The 19662-nt window shown below is 67.9% G+C and carries 17 protein-coding genes; 7 read left to right on the forward strand and 10 right to left on the reverse strand.

Features of this window, described 5'->3' with window-relative positions; all coding sequences use genetic code 11:
• Positions 1–4 precede the first annotated feature (4 nt).
• Together WBR68_RS27390 and glgA are read right to left on the reverse strand one after the other, a co-directional pair.
• A complete protein-coding gene (locus tag WBR68_RS27390) occupies positions 5–3268 on the reverse strand; it encodes an alpha-1,4-glucan--maltose-1-phosphate maltosyltransferase (protein WP_230695792.1) in 3264 nt (1087 codons plus the stop codon).
• An 11-nt stretch (positions 3269–3279) separates the two neighbouring features.
• Complete coding sequence (glgA, locus tag WBR68_RS27395; protein ID WP_050444850.1) at positions 3280–4878, reverse strand: glycogen synthase GlgA; 1599 nt, start codon at positions 4876–4878, stop codon at positions 3280–3282.
• A gap of 348 nt (positions 4879–5226) precedes the next feature.
• On the opposite strand from glgA, the gene WBR68_RS27400 reads away from it, so the two are divergent.
• Both WBR68_RS27400 and WBR68_RS27405 read left to right on the forward strand, forming a co-directional pair.
• Positions 5227–6996, forward strand: a complete 1770-nt coding sequence (locus WBR68_RS27400; RefSeq protein ID WP_230695793.1) for a thiamine pyrophosphate-requiring protein — start codon at positions 5227–5229, stop codon at positions 6994–6996.
• A gap of 115 nt (positions 6997–7111) precedes the next feature.
• Complete coding sequence (locus WBR68_RS27405) at positions 7112–7510, forward strand: PRC-barrel domain-containing protein (protein WP_050444848.1); 399 nt, start codon at positions 7112–7114, stop codon at positions 7508–7510.
• Between the two features lie 10 nt (positions 7511–7520).
• Here WBR68_RS27405 and WBR68_RS27410 read toward each other — a convergent pair whose 3' ends face one another.
• Genes WBR68_RS27410 through WBR68_RS27430 form a run of 5 tightly spaced genes read right to left on the reverse strand, consistent with a single transcriptional unit; the run spans position 7521 to position 12396 of the window.
• Positions 7521–8279 carry an alpha/beta hydrolase family protein gene (locus tag WBR68_RS27410; protein ID WP_050444847.1) on the reverse strand — a complete coding sequence of 253 codons (759 nt, stop codon included), beginning with the start codon at positions 8277–8279 and terminating at the stop codon, positions 7521–7523.
• Positions 8263–9432, reverse strand: coding sequence for a DUF3182 family protein (locus tag WBR68_RS27415; RefSeq protein ID WP_230695794.1), 1170 nt, complete (start codon positions 9430–9432; stop codon positions 8263–8265). The genes WBR68_RS27410 and WBR68_RS27415 overlap by 17 nt, the downstream gene beginning before the upstream one ends.
• Positions 9429–10433, reverse strand: coding sequence for a lysylphosphatidylglycerol synthase domain-containing protein (locus WBR68_RS27420; RefSeq protein ID WP_050444845.1), 1005 nt, complete (start codon positions 10431–10433; stop codon positions 9429–9431). The genes WBR68_RS27415 and WBR68_RS27420 overlap by 4 nt, the downstream gene beginning before the upstream one ends.
• Entirely contained in the window at positions 10430–11635 is a 1206-nt protein-coding gene (gene clsB / locus WBR68_RS27425; protein ID WP_127184547.1) for a cardiolipin synthase ClsB, read from the reverse strand. The genes WBR68_RS27420 and clsB overlap by 4 nt, the downstream gene beginning before the upstream one ends.
• Positions 11632–12396 (reverse strand): endonuclease/exonuclease/phosphatase family protein, encoded by a 765-nt coding sequence (locus WBR68_RS27430; RefSeq protein ID WP_127184548.1) that lies wholly within the window; start codon positions 12394–12396, stop codon positions 11632–11634. Before WBR68_RS27430 ends, clsB begins: the two co-directional genes overlap by 4 nt.
• A gap of 329 nt (positions 12397–12725) precedes the next feature.
• Here WBR68_RS27430 and WBR68_RS27435 point away from each other — a divergent pair, with 329 nt between their 5' ends.
• Positions 12726–13448 carry a ribonuclease activity regulator RraA gene (locus tag WBR68_RS27435; RefSeq protein ID WP_050444842.1) on the forward strand — a complete coding sequence of 241 codons (723 nt, stop codon included), beginning with the start codon at positions 12726–12728 and terminating at the stop codon, positions 13446–13448.
• Between the two features lie 9 nt (positions 13449–13457).
• Here WBR68_RS27435 and WBR68_RS27440 read toward each other — a convergent pair whose 3' ends face one another.
• A complete protein-coding gene (locus tag WBR68_RS27440; protein ID WP_050444841.1) occupies positions 13458–13676 on the reverse strand; it encodes a hypothetical protein in 219 nt (72 codons plus the stop codon).
• 10 nt (positions 13677–13686) lie between these two features.
• Positions 13687–14070 carry a hypothetical protein gene (locus tag WBR68_RS27445; RefSeq protein ID WP_083447197.1) on the reverse strand — a complete coding sequence of 128 codons (384 nt, stop codon included), beginning with the start codon at positions 14068–14070 and terminating at the stop codon, positions 13687–13689.
• Positions 14071–14307: 237 nt separating this feature from the next.
• On the opposite strand from WBR68_RS27445, the gene WBR68_RS27450 reads away from it, so the two are divergent.
• Both WBR68_RS27450 and WBR68_RS27455 read left to right on the forward strand, forming a co-directional pair.
• Positions 14308–14829, forward strand: a complete 522-nt coding sequence (locus tag WBR68_RS27450) for a DUF2946 family protein (RefSeq protein WP_230695795.1) — start codon at positions 14308–14310, stop codon at positions 14827–14829.
• 73 nt (positions 14830–14902) lie between these two features.
• Complete coding sequence (locus tag WBR68_RS27455) at positions 14903–16432, forward strand: PepSY-associated TM helix domain-containing protein (RefSeq protein ID WP_230695796.1); 1530 nt, start codon at positions 14903–14905, stop codon at positions 16430–16432.
• Here WBR68_RS27455 and WBR68_RS27460 read toward each other — a convergent pair.
• The gene (locus WBR68_RS27460; protein WP_230695797.1) at positions 16408–17067 is read right to left on the reverse strand and encodes a GntR family transcriptional regulator; all 660 of its coding nucleotides are present in this window, start codon (positions 17065–17067) and stop codon (positions 16408–16410) included. The genes WBR68_RS27455 and WBR68_RS27460 overlap by 25 nt on opposite strands.
• Positions 17068–17222: 155 nt before the next feature.
• Between WBR68_RS27460 and WBR68_RS27465 the strand changes: the two genes are divergently transcribed.
• Together WBR68_RS27465 and pxpB are read left to right on the forward strand one after the other, a co-directional pair.
• Complete coding sequence (locus WBR68_RS27465; RefSeq protein WP_127184551.1) at positions 17223–18005, forward strand: LamB/YcsF family protein; 783 nt, start codon at positions 17223–17225, stop codon at positions 18003–18005.
• Positions 18006–18013: 8 nt separating this feature from the next.
• Positions 18014–19651: a 5-oxoprolinase subunit PxpB gene (gene pxpB, locus WBR68_RS27470; protein WP_230695798.1), complete on the forward strand. Its 1638-nt coding sequence runs from the start codon at positions 18014–18016 to the stop codon at positions 19649–19651.
• Positions 19652–19662 lie beyond the last annotated feature (11 nt).

Here is a 19662-nt window from a genome sequence, read left to right on the forward strand (position 1 = left end):
CGCGTCAACCATGCAGGGACAGGCGCCAGATTCGATAGGGTTGGTCGGGGGACAGCGTCACGGTGCGCGTCGCGTCGCGCCAGGTGTCGCGGCTGTCCATCAGCAGGTCTTCCACTTCCAGGTGCGCGGGCCGGGCCTCGCCGAAGAGCCAGAAGGGCGCCTCCACGTGCGCGGGTTGTGGGTGGAAAGGGTCCAGGCTCACCACGGTGAGCACCACGTTGCCCAGGCCGGGCGTGGCTTTCACGAAGGCCAGCACGCGGTCATTGCCGCTGGGCACCGCCGTCAGCCCGCGATGCGTTTGCAGGGCGGGGTTGGCGTGGCGGATCTGGTTCAGGCGCGCGATCTCGGCGCGGATGTTGCCGGGGGCACGCCAGTCGCGCTGGCGCAATTCGTACTTTTCGGAATCCAGGTATTCCTCTTTGCCCGGCACCGGCGCGGCCTCGCACAGTTCAAAGCCGCTATACACCCCCCACAACCCCGAGCCCATGGCGGCCAGCGCGGCCCGGATCAAGAAACCGGGGCGGCCCGAAGTCTGCAAGAACACCGGGTTGATGTCGGGCGTGTTCACGAAGAAGTGCGGCCGGAAGAAATCAGCGGGCGGCGGGTGCGAGACTTCTTCCAGGTACGACTGCAATTCCGCGCGGTCGTTGCGCCAGGTGAAGTACGTGTAAGACTGCGTGAAGCCCACCTTGGCCAGCCGGTACATCATCTTGGGCTTGGTAAAAGCTTCGGACAGGAACAGCACGTCGGGATGCTGCCCATGCACTTCGGCGATCAGCCATTGCCAGAATGGCAGCGGCTTGGTGTGGGGGTTGTCCACGCGGAAGATGCGCACCCCGTTCTCCACCCAGAACAGCACCACGTCGCGCAGCGCGCGCCACAGCGCCAGCTTGCGGGCGCGGCGGGGCGGGCTGCCATAGAACGACACGTTGACGATGTCCTGGTATTTCTTCGGCGGGTTCTCGGCATAGCGCAGCGAGCCGTCGGGCCGCCACGAAAACCAGTCGGGATGCTGTTTCAGCCAGGGGTGGTCGGGCGAGCACTGAATGGCGAAGTCCAGCGCCATTTCCATGCCATGGTCGTGCGCGGCCCGCACCAGGCGCAGAAAGTCGGGCAAGGTGCCCAGCTTGGGTTCGATGGCGTCGTGCCCGCCCTCGGGCGAGCCAATGGCGTAGGGGCTGCCCACATCATCCGGCTCGGCGCTCAGCGCGTTGTTGCGCCCCTTGCGATTGCTCAGGCCGATGGGGTGGATGGGGGGCAGGTACAGCACGTCGAAGCCCATTTCCTGGATGTCGGGCAGGCGCTCGATGACGTCGTCAAAGGTGCCGTGGCGGCCGGGTTCGCGCGCTTGCGAGCGCGGAAAGAGTTCATACCAGGCGCTATGGCAGGCTTGCGGGCGGTCGACCCAGACCGGGTAGGGGGCGGGCGTGACGGTTTCAAAGGGGCGGGCGTCCAGCTCGCGCATGGCGCGGGCCAGTTCGGGGCTGAGCAGCAACGCGATGTGGGCGTCGCTGGGTTCCGTGCCCGACTTCGGGTCGGGCAGGGCTTTCAGCGTCTGCTTCACCACCGCCACACTGTCGGCGGGGTAGGCGTGCTGGCTGGCGCGCTTTTCGGCTTCGCGCAGCAACTGCATGCCTTCGGCCACTTCAAGCGATAGCGCCAGACCCGCGTTGTGCTTGACTTCAAGGTCATGGTGATAGGTCTGCCAGACGTCAAACCACGCCGCCACCTGAAACTCGTGCGGCCCGATCCGACGCGGCCGGAAGCTGGCCTGCCAACGGTCGTTGGACAGCAGTTTCAAGGGCGTGCGCTTCCAGTGGGATTCGTCCGCGGCGCGCCATCGCACCTCGCCCGCGATGCGGTCGTGTCCGTCCATCAGCAGGTCGGCCTGGACGGTAACGCGTTCGTGCACCGTGCACTTGACGGGGTGCGCGCCATCATCCACGGCGGGCGCCACGCTTTCGATGGCCACGCGCAGGCCGGCTCCGCCTTCGGTGCGCGGCCCCGGGTGGCGCGAGGCCTCGCGCACGGGGGGCATCGGCGTCACCGCCATCAGCACGCAGGCGCCGGGGGCCAGGGTGTCGCCAGCCAGCACGGGTGCGTCTGCCTCGCGTTGCGCCAGGATGTCGCCGGGCGGCAGGCTGGGGGCCACCGCGTCCCAATCGATGCGCGCGGGGCTGTTGTTGGCGGGGTTCAGGGCCAGCACGGCCGTGGCGCCGTCCGCCATGTCGCGCAGGATCAGCGTGGCGCGGCCATCGCGGCCGCCCAATACCCGGGGCAAGCCCGTGGGCAGGTCTGCCGGCGGTTCGTGCAGGCTGAGCCACTGATTGATGTCCTGGGTGGTGTCGTGATGGGTGTCATCGTGGCGCGTCTGCATACCGGCTGGCGCGTCGATCTCGTTTTCCGTCGCCATCCAGCCGTTGGCGGTGAAGGCGGCGGCCCAGGCGCCGCGCATGTCGGCATCGGGCCGATTCGGGGCGTGGCCTTCCAGCGGCTGGGTGCTGGCCAGCACGGGCGCCACCCGCCGCAGGCGCGCGGCCTCGTCGGCCAGCCACGCGGACTTGTAGTCCCACCACGGCAGGGACGAAAACACCCCGTCGAAGCCGGCATCGCGCAGGGCGTCCAGTTGAGGCTGGGTCAGGCCGGGCGTCCAGGCCAGACAGCGCGGTGGGCTGGCATGGCGGCGCAGTGGCGTCAACAGGTCCTGCCAGTTGGCGGCGGGCAGCGCCTGGGGGGATTCAAATACAAAGCCGGCCACGCCCGCATCGACCCAGCGCGTCAGCCGCTCGGCCCAGGCCTGGGCAAACGCTGGCGGCGGCGCCCGGTGCAGCGTCATCACGCCCCAGGTGCTGAGGGGCAGGCGGGGATCGCGGGCCGGATCGTCAGGCGGGGGGAGATACCAGCCGGCAGGCGCCGTGGCGGGGCTGGCATCGACCGATACGCGGTCCAGCACCACGCGCAGCATCAGCATCAAGCCTTGCGCCGCGGCGGCGCGTGACAGGCGGGCCAGGCGCTCGGTGATGGGTTCGGTGCCATCACCCGCCGGACTCAGGTCGGCATCAATGGGGGCTAGCGTGCGCGCATCGGCCGGCCGCAGCCAGGGCGGCGGTATCAGCACGGCATTGAACCCGGCCTGTTGGATGCGGGCCAGCCGGGCTTGCAGGGCGGGGTCGCCTGCCGTCCGCGCGCCGTCCGGCAGACCCAAGGGCGCGTGGCAGATGCGCAGCGCGGCGGGCGGGGTGGGGACGGGCGTCTGGGCAGCAGCCATATAGGTTCGCCTTAGATGGGCATGGGCAGGGAACCGCGCGCCTGCCGCGACCGCCGCTGGCGCGCGTCGGCCCGTTGGCCCGCTTGTGCGGCCTGAGCGCCCTCTGCCTGAACCGGGGCGGGTTGCGCCGTGTTGTCCTTGGCGTCGGCGCGGCCCGTCAGCGCTTGCAGCAGTGCTTCGTATGCGCCCACGGCGCGCTGCCAACTGAAGTCGGTGTTCATGGCGTTGCGCTGCATGGCGCGCCACAGCGTCGGATGCCGACGCAGATGCATGGCGCGCGACAGCGCATCGGCCATGGCGTCGGGGTGGTCGCCGTCAAACAGCAGGCCGTTGGCAAACGCCATTGCCGTCAAGGGCGCGTGGGTACCCGGGTCTTCGATGGTGTCGGCCATGCCGCCCACGCGCGACCCGATCGGCAGGGTGCCGTAGCGCATGGCGTACAGCGGCGTCAGGCCAAAGGGTTCGAAGCGGCTGCCGTGCAGCAGGATGTCGCCGCCGGCGTGCAGGCGATGCGCGCCCGCCTCGTTGTAGCCAATGCGGGTGGCGCAGCGCTGGGGGTAGCGGTCGGCCAGCGCCTTCAACGCGGCTTCCAGGCGGCGGTCGCCCTGGCCCAGGATAGCCACCTGCATTTCCGGGTAGGTGTCCAGGGCGCGCGGCAGGGCCTCGGCGGCCACGTCGGCCATCTTCTGGTCGGTCAGCCGGCTGCCCATCACCACCAGCGTGGCTTGCGCGTCGGCCGCCAGGCCGAATTCACGTTGCAGCACGGTCTTGCACAGGCGCTTGTTGGCCAGATCAGAGGCGGTGTAGCGCAAGGGCCCCAGGTGCGGGTCGCGCGCGGGGTCCCACAGCGCCGTGTCGATGCCGTTGGGAATGGCGATGAGATCGGCGGCGCGCTCGCGCAGCAAGCCATCCAGCCCGCAGCCGAAGGCCGGCGTCAGGATTTCGCGCGAATAGGTGTGGCTGACGGTGGTGACGCGGTCGGCGTGGGCAATGCCGGCCTTCATGAAATTGAGCTTGTTCCAGGCCACGCTGGCGTGCTCGCCCCGGAAGGCGGGGGCAATGCCGAAGGCAGCGGCATCCTCTAACGGGAATTGGCCTTGAAACGCCATGTTGTGTATGGTCAGCACCGATTTCACATCGGTGATGCCGGCTTGGCGCATCAACATGGGGGTCAGCGCCGCGTGCCAGTCGTGCGCGTGCACCACATCGGGGCGTGGCAGCCCCGGCACGCCGCGCGCAATCCGCATGGCGGCGTGCGACAGGGCGGCGTAGCGCAGGCCATTGTCAGGGTGTTCCTGGCCATCCTCGTCCACATACAGCCCGGCGCGGTCATAGAGCGCATCGTTTTCCAGCAGCAGAAAGGACAGTTCAGACGAAGGGCATACGCCGGCCAGCAGGCGCGCGTCGCCGCCCGGCAGGTCTTCCAGCCGCGCCACTTCGTGCACGCCGTCCAGGCGCTTGACCGCGCCTCGGTAGGCGGGCAGCAGGATGGTGGCGGGCACGCCCCGCTGGACCATCGCCCGCGTCATGCCGGTGATGGCGTCGCCCAAGCCCCCGGTCTTGGCCAGGGGGAATGCTTCGGCAGCCACTATGAGTATTGTCGTCGCCATGCTTGTTGCTCCGGAGTAGGTCGGAGGGCCGCTGAAAAAGTGGGCCCGATTCCGTAAGGCCTTCTTATGCGCAAGTCGCGTGCCCAAGCCGATGCAGCGAGGGCGGGCGCGGGTTTGGCGGGGGTGACGCGTCGTTGTTGCTGGCGTTTGTAAATTTGGGAGCAGTGCAACAAATTGCGTCGAAGCGGCTTGGGAAAGGGCGTGGGAAAAGGCGGGGTAAGGGCGAGCTACGGGCGGGCATGGCGATTGCGGCGCGCCGGGGTTGTCAACCGGGGTTGTCAACCCCGGTTGTCAACATTTCCGAGAACCGCCAGGCGGTTCGCAGACCCCTTTACAAGGAGCGCCAACTTGAAAACCGTTTCCGATTTTGTGCTCGCCCGCTTGGGCGAATGGGGCGTGCAGCGCGTCTTCGGCTATCCCGGCGACGGCATCAACGGGCTGATCGGCGCGTTTGGCAAAAACCAGGAACTGGAATTCGTGCAGGCCCGCCACGAAGAGGGCGCGGCCTTCATGGCCTGCGCCCATGCCAAATTCACGGGCCAGGTCGGCGTGTGCATGGCCACGTCGGGGCCGGGCGCCATCCATCTGTTGAACGGGCTGTACGACGCGAAGATGGACCACCAGCCGGTCGTGGCCATCGTCGGCCAGCAGGCGCGCAGCGCGCTGGGTGGCGATTACCAGCAGGAGGTGGACCTGGTCAGCCTGTTCAAGGACGTGGCGCATGACTTCGTGCACATGGTGACCTCGCCCTTGCAGGCGCGCCACATGGTGGACCGCGCCATGCGCATCGCCATGGAACGGCGCGGTGTCACCTGCCTGATCTTTCCCAACGATGTGCAAGACCTGGAAGCCGTCGAGGCGCCGCCGCGCGAGCATGGCACGGTGCATACCGGTATCGGCCTGACCTCCCACGCCGCGGTGCCGCCGGAAGCGGCGCTGGATAACGCCGCCGCCATCCTGAACCAGGGTGAGCGCGTGGCGATGCTGGTGGGCGCGGGCGCGCTGGAAGCGGGCGACGAGGTGCGCGCCGTGGCCGAGCGCTTGGGCGCGGGCGTGGCCAAGGCCTTGCTGGGCAAGGCCGTGGTGCCCGACGCGCTGCCCTACGTGACGGGCGCCATCGGCTTGCTGGGCACGCAACCCAGTTGGGAAATGATGAACGAGTGCGACACGCTGCTGATGGTGGGCACGTCGTTTCCGTACGCCGAGTTCCTGCCCAAGGAAGGGCAGGCGCGCGCGGTGCAGATTGATGTGGACGGCCGCAAGCTCAGCCTGCGCTATCCGGTGGAAGTGGGGCTGGTGGGCGACGCCCGCCTGACCTTGCAGGCCTTGTTGCCCAAACTGGAAACCAAAGCGTCCGACCGCTGGTTGAAGGGCATTGAAAAGCGGGTGTCGCGATGGCGCGAAACCGTGGAAGCCCGCGCCATGGTCAAGGCCAAGGGCGTCAACCCCCAACGCCCGTTCCTGGAACTGTCCAGCCGCTTGCCGGAACACTGCATCGTGACCTGCGATTCCGGGTCCGCCGCCAGTTGGTACGCGCGCGACGTGCAATTGCGCCAGGGCATGATGGGGTCGGTCTCGGGCGGCCTGGCCAGCATGGGCTGCGGCGTGCCCTATGCCCTGGCGGCCAAGCTGGCCCACCCCGGGCGACCGGTTGTGGCGCTGGTGGGCGACGGCGCGATGCAGATGCTGGGCATCAATGAATTGATCACCATTGCGCACCGGTGGAAAGACTGGACCGACCCGACGCTGGTGGTGCTGGTGCTGAACAACGGCGACCTGAACATGGTCACGTGGGAGCAGCGCGTGATGGGGGGCGACCCGCGCTTTGCGGATTCGCAATGGTTGCCGCCGTTCTCGTACGCGGACTACGGGCGCATGCTGGGCCTGGAAGGCATCCGCGTGACCGAACCCGACGAGGTCGGGCCCGCCTGGGACCGCGCGCTGAACGCGGGCCGGCCCACGGTGCTGGAAGTGGTGACCGACCCCGAAGTGCCGCCGATGCCGCCGCACATCCCGGCCAAGCAGGTGGCGGCCTACATGGCGGCCTTGCGCAAGGAAGACCTGGCCACCGGGGCGGCGGCGTTGCGCGCCACCATCAAGCAATGGTGGGCTAGCTGATTCGGGCGTCCGCTTGGTGTGCAACACGCAAGGTGCGCGGCGGGCACGGCGTTTGCGGACAGAGTGGGTCCTACCACCAACACGCTGGACGGAAGTTCGGCAAAGGAGATAAAGCATGCAAACCCAAACCAACATCGTGGGCGGTCCCAAGAGCAGCCCCGGCGGCCCCGGCCCGGAAGTCATGGCGGCGGACACGTTGCAAGGCAACGACGTCTACAACTCGGCGGGCGAAGAGCTGGGGTCCATCAAGGACATCATGATCGACGTGCCCCGGGGCCGCGTGGCCTATGCGGTGCTGTCGCGCGGCGGCGTATTGGGCATCGGCGACAAGCTCTTCGCGATTCCGTGGGCGGCGCTCACGCTGGACACTGATCGCAAGTGCTTCGTGCTGGACGTGGACGAAGAAACGCTGAAGAACGCGCCGGGCTTTGACAAGGACAACTGGCCCAGCATGGCCGACGAGACCTGGGCGCGTAACCTGCACACGTACTACAAGCAGGACATCTATTGGTAAGCCAATAGCATCAAGGCACCGGCCGCGGGTCCCCCATCCGCGCGCCGGTCACCATTTCAGTCACCCAATTCACCAACACCGAGGTATAGGCACGCTGCGCGGATTTTTCCGTCAGCGCGTGGTCGGCGCCGTCGATGATGCGGTGGGTCATGGAATGCGAACGGCGGAACGCCGAGCGGTAGCTCATGATGGTGGAATGCGGAATGAAGGTGTCGTGCTCGGCTTCCACGATCAACACATCCCCGCTGAATTCCGCGCAGGCCTTCAGCGCGCGGTTGGTTTCCGGCGCCACATAGGTGTTGCGATAGGCGCGCAGCGTTTCCCGGTTCAACTGGTTTTTCGGCAGCAGCCATTCTTCGTCGCGGTACAGGGCGGGCACATGCAGCGCCAGCCAGCGCACGCGGCGCAGCCCGCTAAGCAGGGCGGCCAGGTAGCCGCCATAGCTGCTGCCCACCACCGCGACCGATCCGGAATCCAGCGACGGGTGGGTGGCCAGCAGGTCGTAGGCCGCCATGACGTCGCGCAGGTTATCTTCGCGCGTCACTTGTAATTGCTGCTCGCGCGTGGCCGCATGGCCGCGCAGGTCGAAAGTCAGGCAGACACAGCCCAATGCCGCAATGCCCTTGGCGCGCGACAGGTCGAATTCCTGGCTACCGCCCCAGCCATGGATGAACAGCACACCCGGCACCTTGTTCTCGGGTGTCAGAAAGGTGCCGTCCAGCACCTGGCCGTCCACCGACAGGGCGATGGGATCACTGTGCGCGGCCATGGCCAACCTCCTCCCAGCCCTCCGGGCCGTCCAGCACGGCGGCGGACTTGCTGATGTGGCCCACCGCCGAATCCACGCCATGAAAGACCAGATGCTGCGCAATGGGCAGCACCTGATCCGGCCCGTAGCGTTCGCGGGTGGCGGCGCGCACCGAGGTCAGCGAAGGTGACAGCGCAAACGCCTGCATGGCGGCCAGCTCCGCCAGACTGGCGCCGCCCGCCCGCCAGGACTGTTCCAACACGCCGGCCCGCGCCTGCCCCGCGCCGTTCGTGCCAAACGCCACGTCGTAATTGCGGCGCGAGGCGAACAACTGCGGGTAGGCGGTGGACACCGCCGTGTCGTATTGGCAGGCCATGGCCACGGCTTGGCGTTCGTGGTCGGTCAGGTCCAACGCGCGCAGGGCATCGAAGCCGCCACGCGCCAAGCGCAGCTCTGACCCGCCGTAGACGGATCGGCCCTGGTTGTCCTGCGTGAGCGATTGCGTGCCCACATACGCGATTTCCATTTTCCCCACCCGCGCCCAGCCGACGCTGTAGGTGGACACGTCTTCCAGGTCCTCTTCCAGCACCAGCCCCAGCCGGCGCATGGCCAGCGGCGACTGTTCTTGCAGCGCGGCGCGCAGTTCCTGGGCATTGCGGGCCACTTTCTGGCCGCGCCCCGCCGTGGCGTCGGTGGGCTTGACGCGCAATGGCCCGGTTTTCAGCAGTTGCAGCCCGGCGGCCTCGGCGTCAGCGGGCGTGAAGACGGTATAGCCGTTCAGCACCACCTCGCGCAGCGCGTCCGCCAGGTCGGCCACCCAGGCCTTGGGCGCCTTGGCCTGCGGGCCGATGAGCCCATGGGTGATGGCCTTGCCGGCCACGAAGGAATGTGGGGCGACGCCACCGTACAGGTCGGCGGCGCGGGTGATGCCCAGGCGGGCCGCGCGAGTGGGGCCGATGATGGTGCGGTCGGGCACGTAGTAGGGGGGCGGTTCGTCGCGCCGTCGGCTGGGCCGGAAGTCTGGTTCAAAGCGGCGCCCCAACAAGGCCGCCAGGCGCAGCGCCATGGCTTCTTGCGACGCCACCTCGTGTTCAGAGGCACTGGCGCGCCGGGGGTAGGCCACCACCAGGTCGGATTCGCTATCGGGTTCACGCTGGGCAGGGTGGCGTTTCATGAGGGCGGGTGAAGCAAGTTGTGTTCCTGTTGGGCCGGCGCGTGACGCTTGCGCCACGCGGCGCGGGCTTCGAACAGCGGAAAGGCGGCCAAGGCCAGGCACATGGGGGCCAAGGCGTAGCAGGCGCGATAGGCCAGGGCGGCGCCCAGCGCTTCGGAATACGGCATGCGCGGGGCCAGCACGGCCACGAAGATGGCCTCGGTGGTGCCCAGCCCCCCTGGCACGCGCGTCAACACGGCCGCGAAACTCGCGCACAGCAAAATGCCCATCACCAGGGGATACGACGCCTTGCCCTGTAGCAGCACGTAGGCCACCGCGCCCATGAACATCCATGACAGTCCGGCGAACAGAACTTGCAGCAGCGCCATGCGTGCGCGCGGCAAGGTGACGCGCTGGCCCATCAAGGTGGCCGAGCGGCGGTTCGCGCGGGCGCACATCCACACGTAGGCGATGCCCGCCGCCAGCAAACCGGCGCCAATCAGGCGCAGCACACCGTTGCCCACGTCCCAGCCTTGCGGCACCTTCAACGCGCCACTGACGAACACCACGCCCGCCACCCAGGCATAGCCGATCCAGTTCGACGCGGCCGAAAAGACGGCCACGCGTGTCGCCACCGATTTACGGCAGCCCAGCCTGGCGTACAGGCGCAAGCGCGCGCCCAGGCCGCCCACCAGCACGCCCAGGCTGAGGTTCAGCGCGTAGCTCAGCATCGCGATGCCCATCACACTGGGCCAGCCCAGCTTGTGCCCGGTGTAGCGGCGGCCCAGCAGGTCCAGCGCGCCATAGCTCAGATAGCCCAGCACCACCAGGCCGCTCGCCATCAGGATGGACTCGCCGGGAATGCTGCGCATGGCCTGCCAAACCTTCGGCCAATCCACCGAGCGGCCGAAATAGAACAGCAGCACGGCCACGACCGCCAGCACCACCCAGGGCAGCACCTTCTTGATACGCGGCCAGCGGTGGCGCAAGGAGCGCATGAACGTCGTTCGGTAAACCCTCATGCGGCCTCGCTTTCGCCGGGTTCAGGCGGCTTGATGGTTTGCAGACGCGGCTTGTGCGCCGGCAGGGCGCCTGCCCAGGCCGGAAAGCGCCGCAGAAAGTGAAACACCACCACGCCCACCCAGAAGCGCCGCAGCGCGCGCGTGGACTTGGGGCTGAACGGCACGGTCTTGCAGTCTTGCTCGATCAGGCGGTCCAGGCTTTGTCGCAAGGCCTGATTCAGCGAACGGTCGCGCACCACCACGTTGGCTTCCAGGTTCAGGGCCAGGCTCAAGGGGTCCAGGTTGCTGGACCCCACGGTGCACCAGTCGTCATCCACGCAAGCCACCTTGCCGTGCAGCGGCCGCTTGCAGTATTCGTAGATTTCGACGCCCGCATTCTTCAGATAGTCATACAGCATGGTGGCGGCCAGGCGCGCCACCAGCATGTCGGGTTCGCCTTGCAGCAGCAGGCGCACGCGCACGCCCCGGCGCGCGGCCTTGGTCAGGTCGCGCAGCAGGTGATAGCCAGGGAAGAAATAGGCATTGGCAATCAGCACGTCGTGGCGCGCGGCGCGCAGGCCGGCGCGGTAGTAGCGTTCGATGTCGGTGGTGTTGCCATCGTTGTCGCGCACCACCAGGCGCCCGCCGCCATCGCCCTCGGGCACGGAAGCGGCGGCGGGGCGCCGCCATCGGCGTCGGGGCTTCGCAACGCCCAGGGCAGACCGGGCATAGTCGGCCAGGTCGGCCGCCAAGGGGCCGTCCACCCGCACCGCATAGTCCTGCTTGGCCTCGGGGCCGAAGTCGGCCAGATGATCCGCCGAAAAATTGATGCCGCCGATCAGCGCGCACACACCGTCCACCGCCACGATCTTGCGGTGCATGCGGCGGAACACATTGGTGCGCACGCCCAGCAGGCGCGGGCGGGGGTCGAAGATATGAAAGCGCACGCCGCTTTCGGTCAGGGCGCCAATGAATTCCTGGCTGAGCTGGTCCGAACCGTAGCCGTCCACCAGCACGTCCACGCTGACGCCGCGCCGGGCGGCGGCAATCAGGGTTTTCTGCAAGGCCTGCCCGACCTTGTCGTCGAACAGGATGAAGGTTTCAAGCAGCACTTCGTGCTTGGCCGAATCAATGGCTTCGTTCACGGCGGGGAAATAGGCTTCGCCGTTTTCCAGCAGCGTGTAGCGGTTGCCCGTCCGCCATCCCAAGTCAACCGGCGTCATAGCGCAATCTCCGCGGCAAGGGGTACGTGGTCCGACAGGCGCGACCACACGCGCGAGGCCTGCGGCATGGGGCGCCAGTCACGCACGTTGCGCACATAGATGCGATCCAGCCGCAGCAGCGGCCAGCGCGCCGGAAAGGTGCGGGCAGGGCGGCCCAGGCGCGTCGTGAATACCTCCTGCGCGCCGCAGCCGGCCATCAGGCGGTTGGCGTTCAGGCGCCAGTCGTTGAAGTCGCCCGCAATCAACAGGGGTTCATCGTCGGGCACCTCGCGGGCGACCAATTCGCACAGGCGGCCAAGCTGCTCGCCGCGATGGCGTTCCAGCAAGCCCAGATGCACGCAGATGGCATGCACGGGGGCGTCGCCCGGCACGCGCAGCACGCAATGCAGCAAGCCACGGCCTTCGTGCCCGTCCACGCTGACGTCGTGGTTTTCGTAGCGTTCGATGGGGTAGCGCGACAGGATGGCGTTGCCATGGTGCCCCGCCGGGTAGACCGCGTTGCGCCCGTAGGCGTAGTCCGTCCATAGCGTGTCGGCCAGGAACTCGTATTGCGACAGCGCCGGCCAGGCCTCGTGACGTTCGGCATGGGCCTGGTGCTCGCCCAGCACCTCTTGCAGGAACACCACGTCGGGCGCCGCCGTGCGCAGCGCCTCGCGCAGGTCGTGCAGCATGAAGCGCCGATTGAAGCTGGTGAATCCCTTGTGGGTATTGACGGTCAATACCGTCAAGCGCCGGTGGGATTCGTCGGTCGGGACGGGCATGGACTCTCCGGGGGAAATGGGTCCGCACCCCTGCGCAAGTTTCGTGCCTGAGCCGGCGCAGACGGGCGGAATTGCCGCCATCCGCGTCCGGGTAAGGGTGGGAATTGCCCGTACTGGTCAAATTTCCCCAGGGTGGAGTCCCTGAACAAGCCGACACAGCGCTCCATGCCGCCTCGGACTCGGGGCGCTCCCGGCGCAAGCCCTCCTTTCAGGCATAAAAAGCAGATTCTGAATCTGCAAAATCAAGGTTGTGCCGGGTTTTGCGCGGGGCCACAATCGGAGTCCCCATCGGGTGGCAACCCGCCCCCGCCCCAAGGAGAATTTGCATCATGACGATTGCCCCTCAGCCATTGGACAGTAGCGTGGTCCAGGCCCTGTCTCGCATCACCACGGCCACGCTGACGACCGTGTTGTTGAAGAAAGGGCTGCGCAACGTCTGGGTGCGCGGCGCGCGGCCGCTGGCGCCGGGCGCCAAGCGGATTGTCGGGCGCGCGTTCACGCTGCGCTTCGTGCCTGCCCGCGAAGACCTGGCCACGCCCGCGTCATGGGCATCGCCGATTTCCACGCGCGCCGCCATCGAAGCCATGCCAGAAGGCTGCATCGCCGTGGTGGACGCCATGGGCGTGACCGACGCCGGCATCTTCGGCGACATTCTTTGCGCCCGCATGCAAAAGCGCGGCGTGGCCGCGCTGGTGACCGACGGCGTGGTGCGTGACCTGGAAGGCGTGGAAGGCACGGGCCTGCCCGTGTGGTGCGCGGGCGCGGCGGCCCCGCCGTCGGTGGCGGGGCTGACCTTCGTGGGTTGGCAAGAACCCGTGGGCTGCGGCGGCGTGGCGGTATTTCCGAACGACGTCATGGTGTTGGACCGCGACGGCGCCGTCCTCATTCCCGCCGCACTGCTGGACGAGGTGGTCGCCATCGCCATCGAACAGGAACGGCTGGAAGGCTGGATCATGCAGCAAGTAGAGGCCGGCGAAAAACTCCCCGGCCTCTACCCGCCCAACGAAGAAACCCAAGCCAAATACCAGGCCTGGCGAAACCAGCAACCGTAACCCCCGGGCTCAATTCCCCCCTCGGATATTCCCCGCGACTCCGCCCGCCACGCCGCCAATCGCGGCGCCCGTCCAGGCGCTGCCGCCGGCGATGGCGGCAATTCCCGCGCCCGCGGCCGCCCCAATGGCCGCCCCGGACATGGTCCCTTGCTGTTGCGGCGTCATGTTCGTGCACGCCGCAAGCGTCCCTATCGCGACGCCAATGACCAACGATCGAAAGATTTTCATGACGGCTCCTTCAAGGCTTGCGCTGCATGCCAGGAACGACGACCTCGAACCACAGGGTCTCGATCACGGGACGGTCCAGCCGCGAGGGGTTCGCGGCATACCAGCCGTCCAGGCTGTCGCGCACGGTATCCAGGGTGTGCGTTTGCAGGCCCTTGGAGAACCTGGGCACCAGGGTCTGCGTATCGGGCGGCGCGCGGCGTGCCTGGTACGCGCGTTCGACTTCAAGCAGGTTGGCAATCCCCAATAGATAGGCTTTCTTGAGATTGGCATCGGACTCGGTCCACTGCTTGCCGGTGACCATGGGGGCGGGGTCTGGCATTTGCGCCACGCTGGGCGCGGTGCACAGCAGCGACAGCGCCAAGGCTGCCGGTCCTAACAGGTGTTTCACTTTCATCGCATCGCTCCTAGCGGGCTTAAAAGATCAAAAACAACCTTTAGACACCGTCCACGTAGACCGGGCCAGGATGGCCCGCGCGGAAAACGGTATCACTGAATTTATGCCTGAACGCGGGCCTCGGCAAGCAGGCTTTTGATGGTAGGCAAGAGACGGATGGTCGCGGGCCGCCGCCATGGCGCGTAAAATGCGCCGCTTGATGCCGGCCTTTGCCGGCGTCGTGGATTGATTGCACGCATGCGTACCGGACTGTTCCGTCGCCTTCCTCGCTTTGCCTCGGCCGCCGATTTCGGGCGGCTGTTGCTGCTGCTGTTGCTGGTGGCGCGGGCCTGGGTGCCGACCGGCTACATGCCCGATGCCGACGCGCTGCGGCAAGGCCGGCTGGCGCTGGGCTTTTGTACGGCGGGCGGCAACGTCATGGCGGCGCTGCAATCGCTGCCCGCGCTGCACGCGCCCGCTGATGATCATCCAACGATGCACGGCGATCACGGGCTGCACGGCGGTGAGGGCTACTCCGGCAACAAGAGCCATCACGGCCATCACGGCGCCGGGCATGATGACGAACGCGGCGCGGGGCAGGAATGCCCGTTTGGCCTGAGCGCCCATCAAATCCTGAACCTGCCCCCCTTGGCGACCGTGGCGCCGGTGCTGTTGCGCTGGTTGGCGCAGCGCCCGCTGAAGCGGGACGGCGCGCGCCCACCCATGCCGGCCGCTGGCCCGCCGCTGGGGCAACGGGCGCCACCCTCGATACGCGGATAACTGTTTCCGCCATGCGCCCCGCGCGCATGATTGCCGCCCGGCTGAGGCGGCGTTGTTCGTATTCGAGATTTCCATGTCCACACAAACCCTGGATACCCCCGCCGCGCCCGCACGCGCGCGAAGCGTGGGCCACAGCGCCTTGCTGGCGCTGATCACGCGCCTGCATTTCTACATCGGGCTGTTCGTCGGCCCCTTCATCCTGGTGGCTGCGGTCACCGGCACCCTGTTCGTGCTGACCCCGCAGATCGAAAACCTGCTCTATGCCGACCAATTGCACACCTCGTCCACCGGGCCGGCGCAGCCCCTGGCCAGCCAGGTCCGGGCGGCACAGGAGCGCATCGGCGTAGGCCCGCGCCTGTTTGCCGTGCGGCCCGCGCCCGCGCCGGGCGACACCACCCGCGTGATGTTCACGCAGCCCGGCATGGGCGATTCGGAAAGCCGCGCGCTGTTCGTTGACCCCGTCACGCTGGACATCAAGGGCGACATGATGGTCTACGGCACCAGCGGCACGCTGCCGTTTCGCACTACGCTGGACTATCTGCACCGCAACCTGATGCTGGGCGCGCTGGGCCGCAACTACAGCGAACTGGCCGCGTCCTGGATGTGGCTGGCCACGCTGGGCGGGCTGGTGCTGTGGTGGGCCGGGCGACGCCGCCAGGCAAACGCAAATCAGGCAATGGCGCAAGCCGCGGCCCAAGCCCGCAGCCCCCGGTTGCGGGCGCGCCGCTGGCACACCGTGTTGGGTCTGTGGCTGGCGCTGGGGTTGTTGTTCCTGTCCGCCACGGGTTTGACGTGGTCGAATTGGGCGGGCGGCCGCGTGGACCAACTGCGCGCGCAACTGGGCTGGATCACCCCGGCGATTACGCTGAAGCTGCCTGGCGCGGCGGCCGATGCCGCGGCGGCCGATGCCGCGGCGGCCGATGCCGCGGCGGTCGATGCCGCGGCGGCCGGTGCCGCGGCGGCCGGTGCCGCGGCGGCCGGTGGTGAACACGCGCACCATCACGGCGGCATGCAGATGGGGGGCGGGATGGCAAGCCTCATGGCAAGCTCGCAAGACCCTGCCCGCGATTTCGACCGCATTCTGCAAACCGCGCGCCAGGGCGGCATCGACAGCAAGCAGTTGGAGATCCGTCCGCCGCGTAGCGCCGACCAAGCCTGGATGGTGCGCGAGGTAGATCGTTCCTGGCCCACCCAGGTCGACACCATCGCCATCGACCCGGCCACCTACGCCATTACCAGCCGCGCCGACTTCGATACCTTCCCGCTGATTGCCAAGCTGATCCGCTGGGGCGTGGACATGCACATGGGCATCCTGTTCGGCTGGCCCAACCAGTTGCTGATGGGCGCGATCGGCTTGGCGCTGTCGGCCATGATCGTGCTGGGTTATCGCATGTGGTGGTTGCGGCGTCCGGCAGCGGGAGCGGGCGCCCAAACCCTGACCCAAGCCTGGGCCGCCTTGGGTTGGCCCGCGCGTATCGCGGCCCTGGCCGTGGCGGCGGCGCTGGGTTGGTGCCTGCCGGTCATGGGGGTGAGCCTGCTGGTGTTCCTGGTGGTGGACGTGCTGCGTTCGTGGCGCCTTCAGTTGCCCACGCGGCGCGCGTAACTGGCCAGTACGATGCGCTCGGACTGCGCCAGGTAGTCCTTCAGCGCATCGGCCGCCTTGCCGAATTCGCCGGCTTCGACATTCTGCAGAATCTGCTGGTTCATGTCGGCATAGGGCGCATGCAGGAATTCCGGGTCTTGCAGCAGCCCGAAGACCAGCCGCAATTCGGCCAGCAATAAGGAAAACATGGCGTTCAGCCGTTCACTGTCGGCCAATTCCACAATGGCCATGTGAAACGCCATGTTGGCCGTGCCCACGCCGGGCCAGTCCTGGCGTTCGCGGCAGGCCATGGCGTCTTCGACCGCCTGGCGCATGCGCTGGCGCGCCGGATGGTGCGGATACGCCTGCGCCAGCGCCTGGCATTCAATCATGCGCCGCACCCGATAAATATCAATAATGGAAGCCATGCTGGGCACGGCCACGGCCACCCCGCGGTTGGGCGAGTGCGTCAGCAGGCCTTCCTTGGTCAGGTTGCGAAACGCCTCGCGCAGTGTGTTGCGCGAGACGTCCAGCGATTGCGTCAGGGTGGCTTCCGATAGCCGCTGGCCGGGCATGAATTCCCCGTTGATCAGGCGGCGGCGGATCTGCTCGGTGACCTTGTCGGTCAGGGTCTGGTGCGCGGCGGGCGTTGTCATAGGCAGGGAAGGCGGTGGTCCGGTAGTGAAATTACCGATAGGCGAAAGCTTAGCTTTGATCTACCATACTAACCAATTTGTAGAACAATTGTGTAACTATCGTTCCACGATCGGCGGCAACCGCATCGCTGCCGCAGGCGGACTAAGGATCAGACATGGCTGAGATCGATTTAAACAGTGACTTGGGTGAAAGCCTTGGCGCCTGGCGCATGGGCGACGACGCGGCCATGCTGGCGGTGGTGTCCAGCGCCAACGTGGCCTGCGGTTTCCATGCGGGCGACCCGGCCGGCATCCTGACCACCCTGAAGGCCGCCGCCGCCAATGGCGTGACGGTGGGCGCGCATGTGTCCTACCCCGACCTGACCGGTTTCGGCCGCCGCAACATGGACGTGGCCAGCGCCGACCTGGTGGCCGACGTCATCTACCAGATTGGCGCGTTGAAGGGCTTGGCCGCCGCCGCCGGCACCGACGTGCGCTACGTCAAGCCGCATGGCGCGCTGTACAACACCATCGCCCACGACGCCCGCCAGGGCAACGACGTGATCACGGCCATTCTGGAGATAGACCCCAGCTTGATCCTGGTGGGCCTGGCCGGCGCGCCGCTGTTGACGCTGGCGCAAGAGCGCGGCCTGCGTGTGGTGGCCGAAGCCTTCGCCGACCGCGCTTACACCCCGCAAGGCGCGCTGGTGTCGCGCCGCGAAAAAGGCGCCGTGCTGCATGACCCGCAGGCCGTGGCGCAACGCATGCTGCGTCTGGTGCAAGAGGGCGTCGTGGAAGCCATCGACGGCAGCCTGACCCGCGTGCAAGCGGACTCCATCTGCGTGCATGGCGATAGCCCCGGCGCGGTGGACATGGCACGCGCGCTGCGCAGCCAGCTGGAACAGGCGGGCGTTCGCATCCGCTCGTTCGCCGCGACGGCCGCCGGCCAAACCGCCTAGGAGCCGGCGTGCGCTTTCTGCCCGTAAATACCGACGCGCTGCTCGTCGAGCTTGACGACCTGGAACAGACCCTGGCGTTGTTCGCCGCCTTGCAAAGCCGCCCCATTGAAGGCGTGACCGAACTTGTGCCCGCCGCGCGCACCGTGCTGGTGGTGTTCCAGCCCGAGCGGGTGTCACGTGACGCGCTGATCGCCGATATCGGCGCGCGCGACACCTCCAGCCGCGTGGCGCGCGACGGCAAGCTGATCGAGATTCCCGTCCATTACAACGGCGAAGACCTGGACGACGTGGCCCAGCACCTGGGCATCACGCGCGAAGAAGTCGTGCGCCGCCACACGGGCGGCACCTACAGCGTTGCGTTCACCGGCTTTGCGCCCGGCTTCGCCTACCTGAGCGGCGGCGACCCCACGCTGGACGTGCCGCGCCGCAAGACCCCACGCACCCGCATCCCGGCAGGCGCCGTGGCGTTGGCGGGCACCTTCAGCGGCGTGTACCCGCATGCCAGCCCGGGCGGCTGGCAGATCCTGGGCGTGACCCCGTTGGCCATGTGGGACCTGAACCGCGACACGCCGGCGCTGCTGCAACCGGGCTATCGCGTGCGCTTTGTCGACGCGGGCGTGGCGCTGGTATCGGAGACCTCCGCCGCATCGGCATCGACCGCCGCATCGTCCACATCCACCACGCCGCCCGGCGCCGCCCGCGCCACATCCGCCAGCCCCGCGCTGGAAGTCGTATCGCCGGGTTTGCAAGCCGTGTTCGAAGACCTGGGCCGCCCGGGCCAGGCACGTCAGGGCGTGGCCGCCTCCGGCGCCATGGACCGAGGCGCGCTGCGCGCCGCGAACCGGCTGGTGGGCAACGCGCCCGGCCAGGCCGGCATTGAAATTGTCTACGGCGGTTTCCAGGTGCGCGCTCACGGCCCCTGCGTGCTGGCCGTGACCGGTGCGCGCGGCGACATCACGTTGCGCAACCCCGCCGGCGCAAGCTGGACGGTCCCGGGCTACCAAGCCTTTGCCATGAATGATGGCGACACGCTGACCCTGGGCCAACCCGACGCCGGCATCCGCTACTACCTGGCGGCGCGCGGCGGTTTCGCGGTCGACCCCGTGTTGGGCAGTTGCTCTACCGACACCCTGGCCCGCGTCGGCCCCGAACCGCTGGCAGCCGGTGATCGCATCGGCATCCAGCCAGCCGGGCAGGGCGCCATCGTGGGCGCGGCCGAAACTCCGCCCGCCGATCTGCCGCGTACCGACGCCGAGGTCGTGCTGGACGTGGTGCTGGGGCCGCGCACCGACTGGTGCGACGCCGACGCGGTGGCGCTGCTGTCGCGCCAGGCCTGGACCGTGACGCCGCAATCCAATCGCGTCGGCATCCGCCTGCAGGGCGATGCCCCGCTGCAACGCGCCAACCATGCCGAGCTGCCCAGCGAAGGCACCCGCAAAGGCTCCATCCAGGTGCCCGCCAGTGGCCAGCCCGTGCTGTTCCTGGCCGACCATCCGCTTACCGGCGGCTACCCCGTCATAGGCTCGGTCGCACCCTGGCATCTGGACCGCGCCGCGCAAATTCCCATCGGCGCGCGCGTGCGCCTGAACCCCATTTCCGACTTCGTTCCGGTTGACGTGCCCGCCGTGCAAGTCACCCCGACCTAACGTGAACCTGC

The sequence above is a fragment of the Achromobacter sp. JD-1 genome, assembly GCF_038594925.1.
GTDB lineage: Bacteria > Pseudomonadota > Gammaproteobacteria > Burkholderiales > Burkholderiaceae_B > Achromobacter > Achromobacter spanius_C.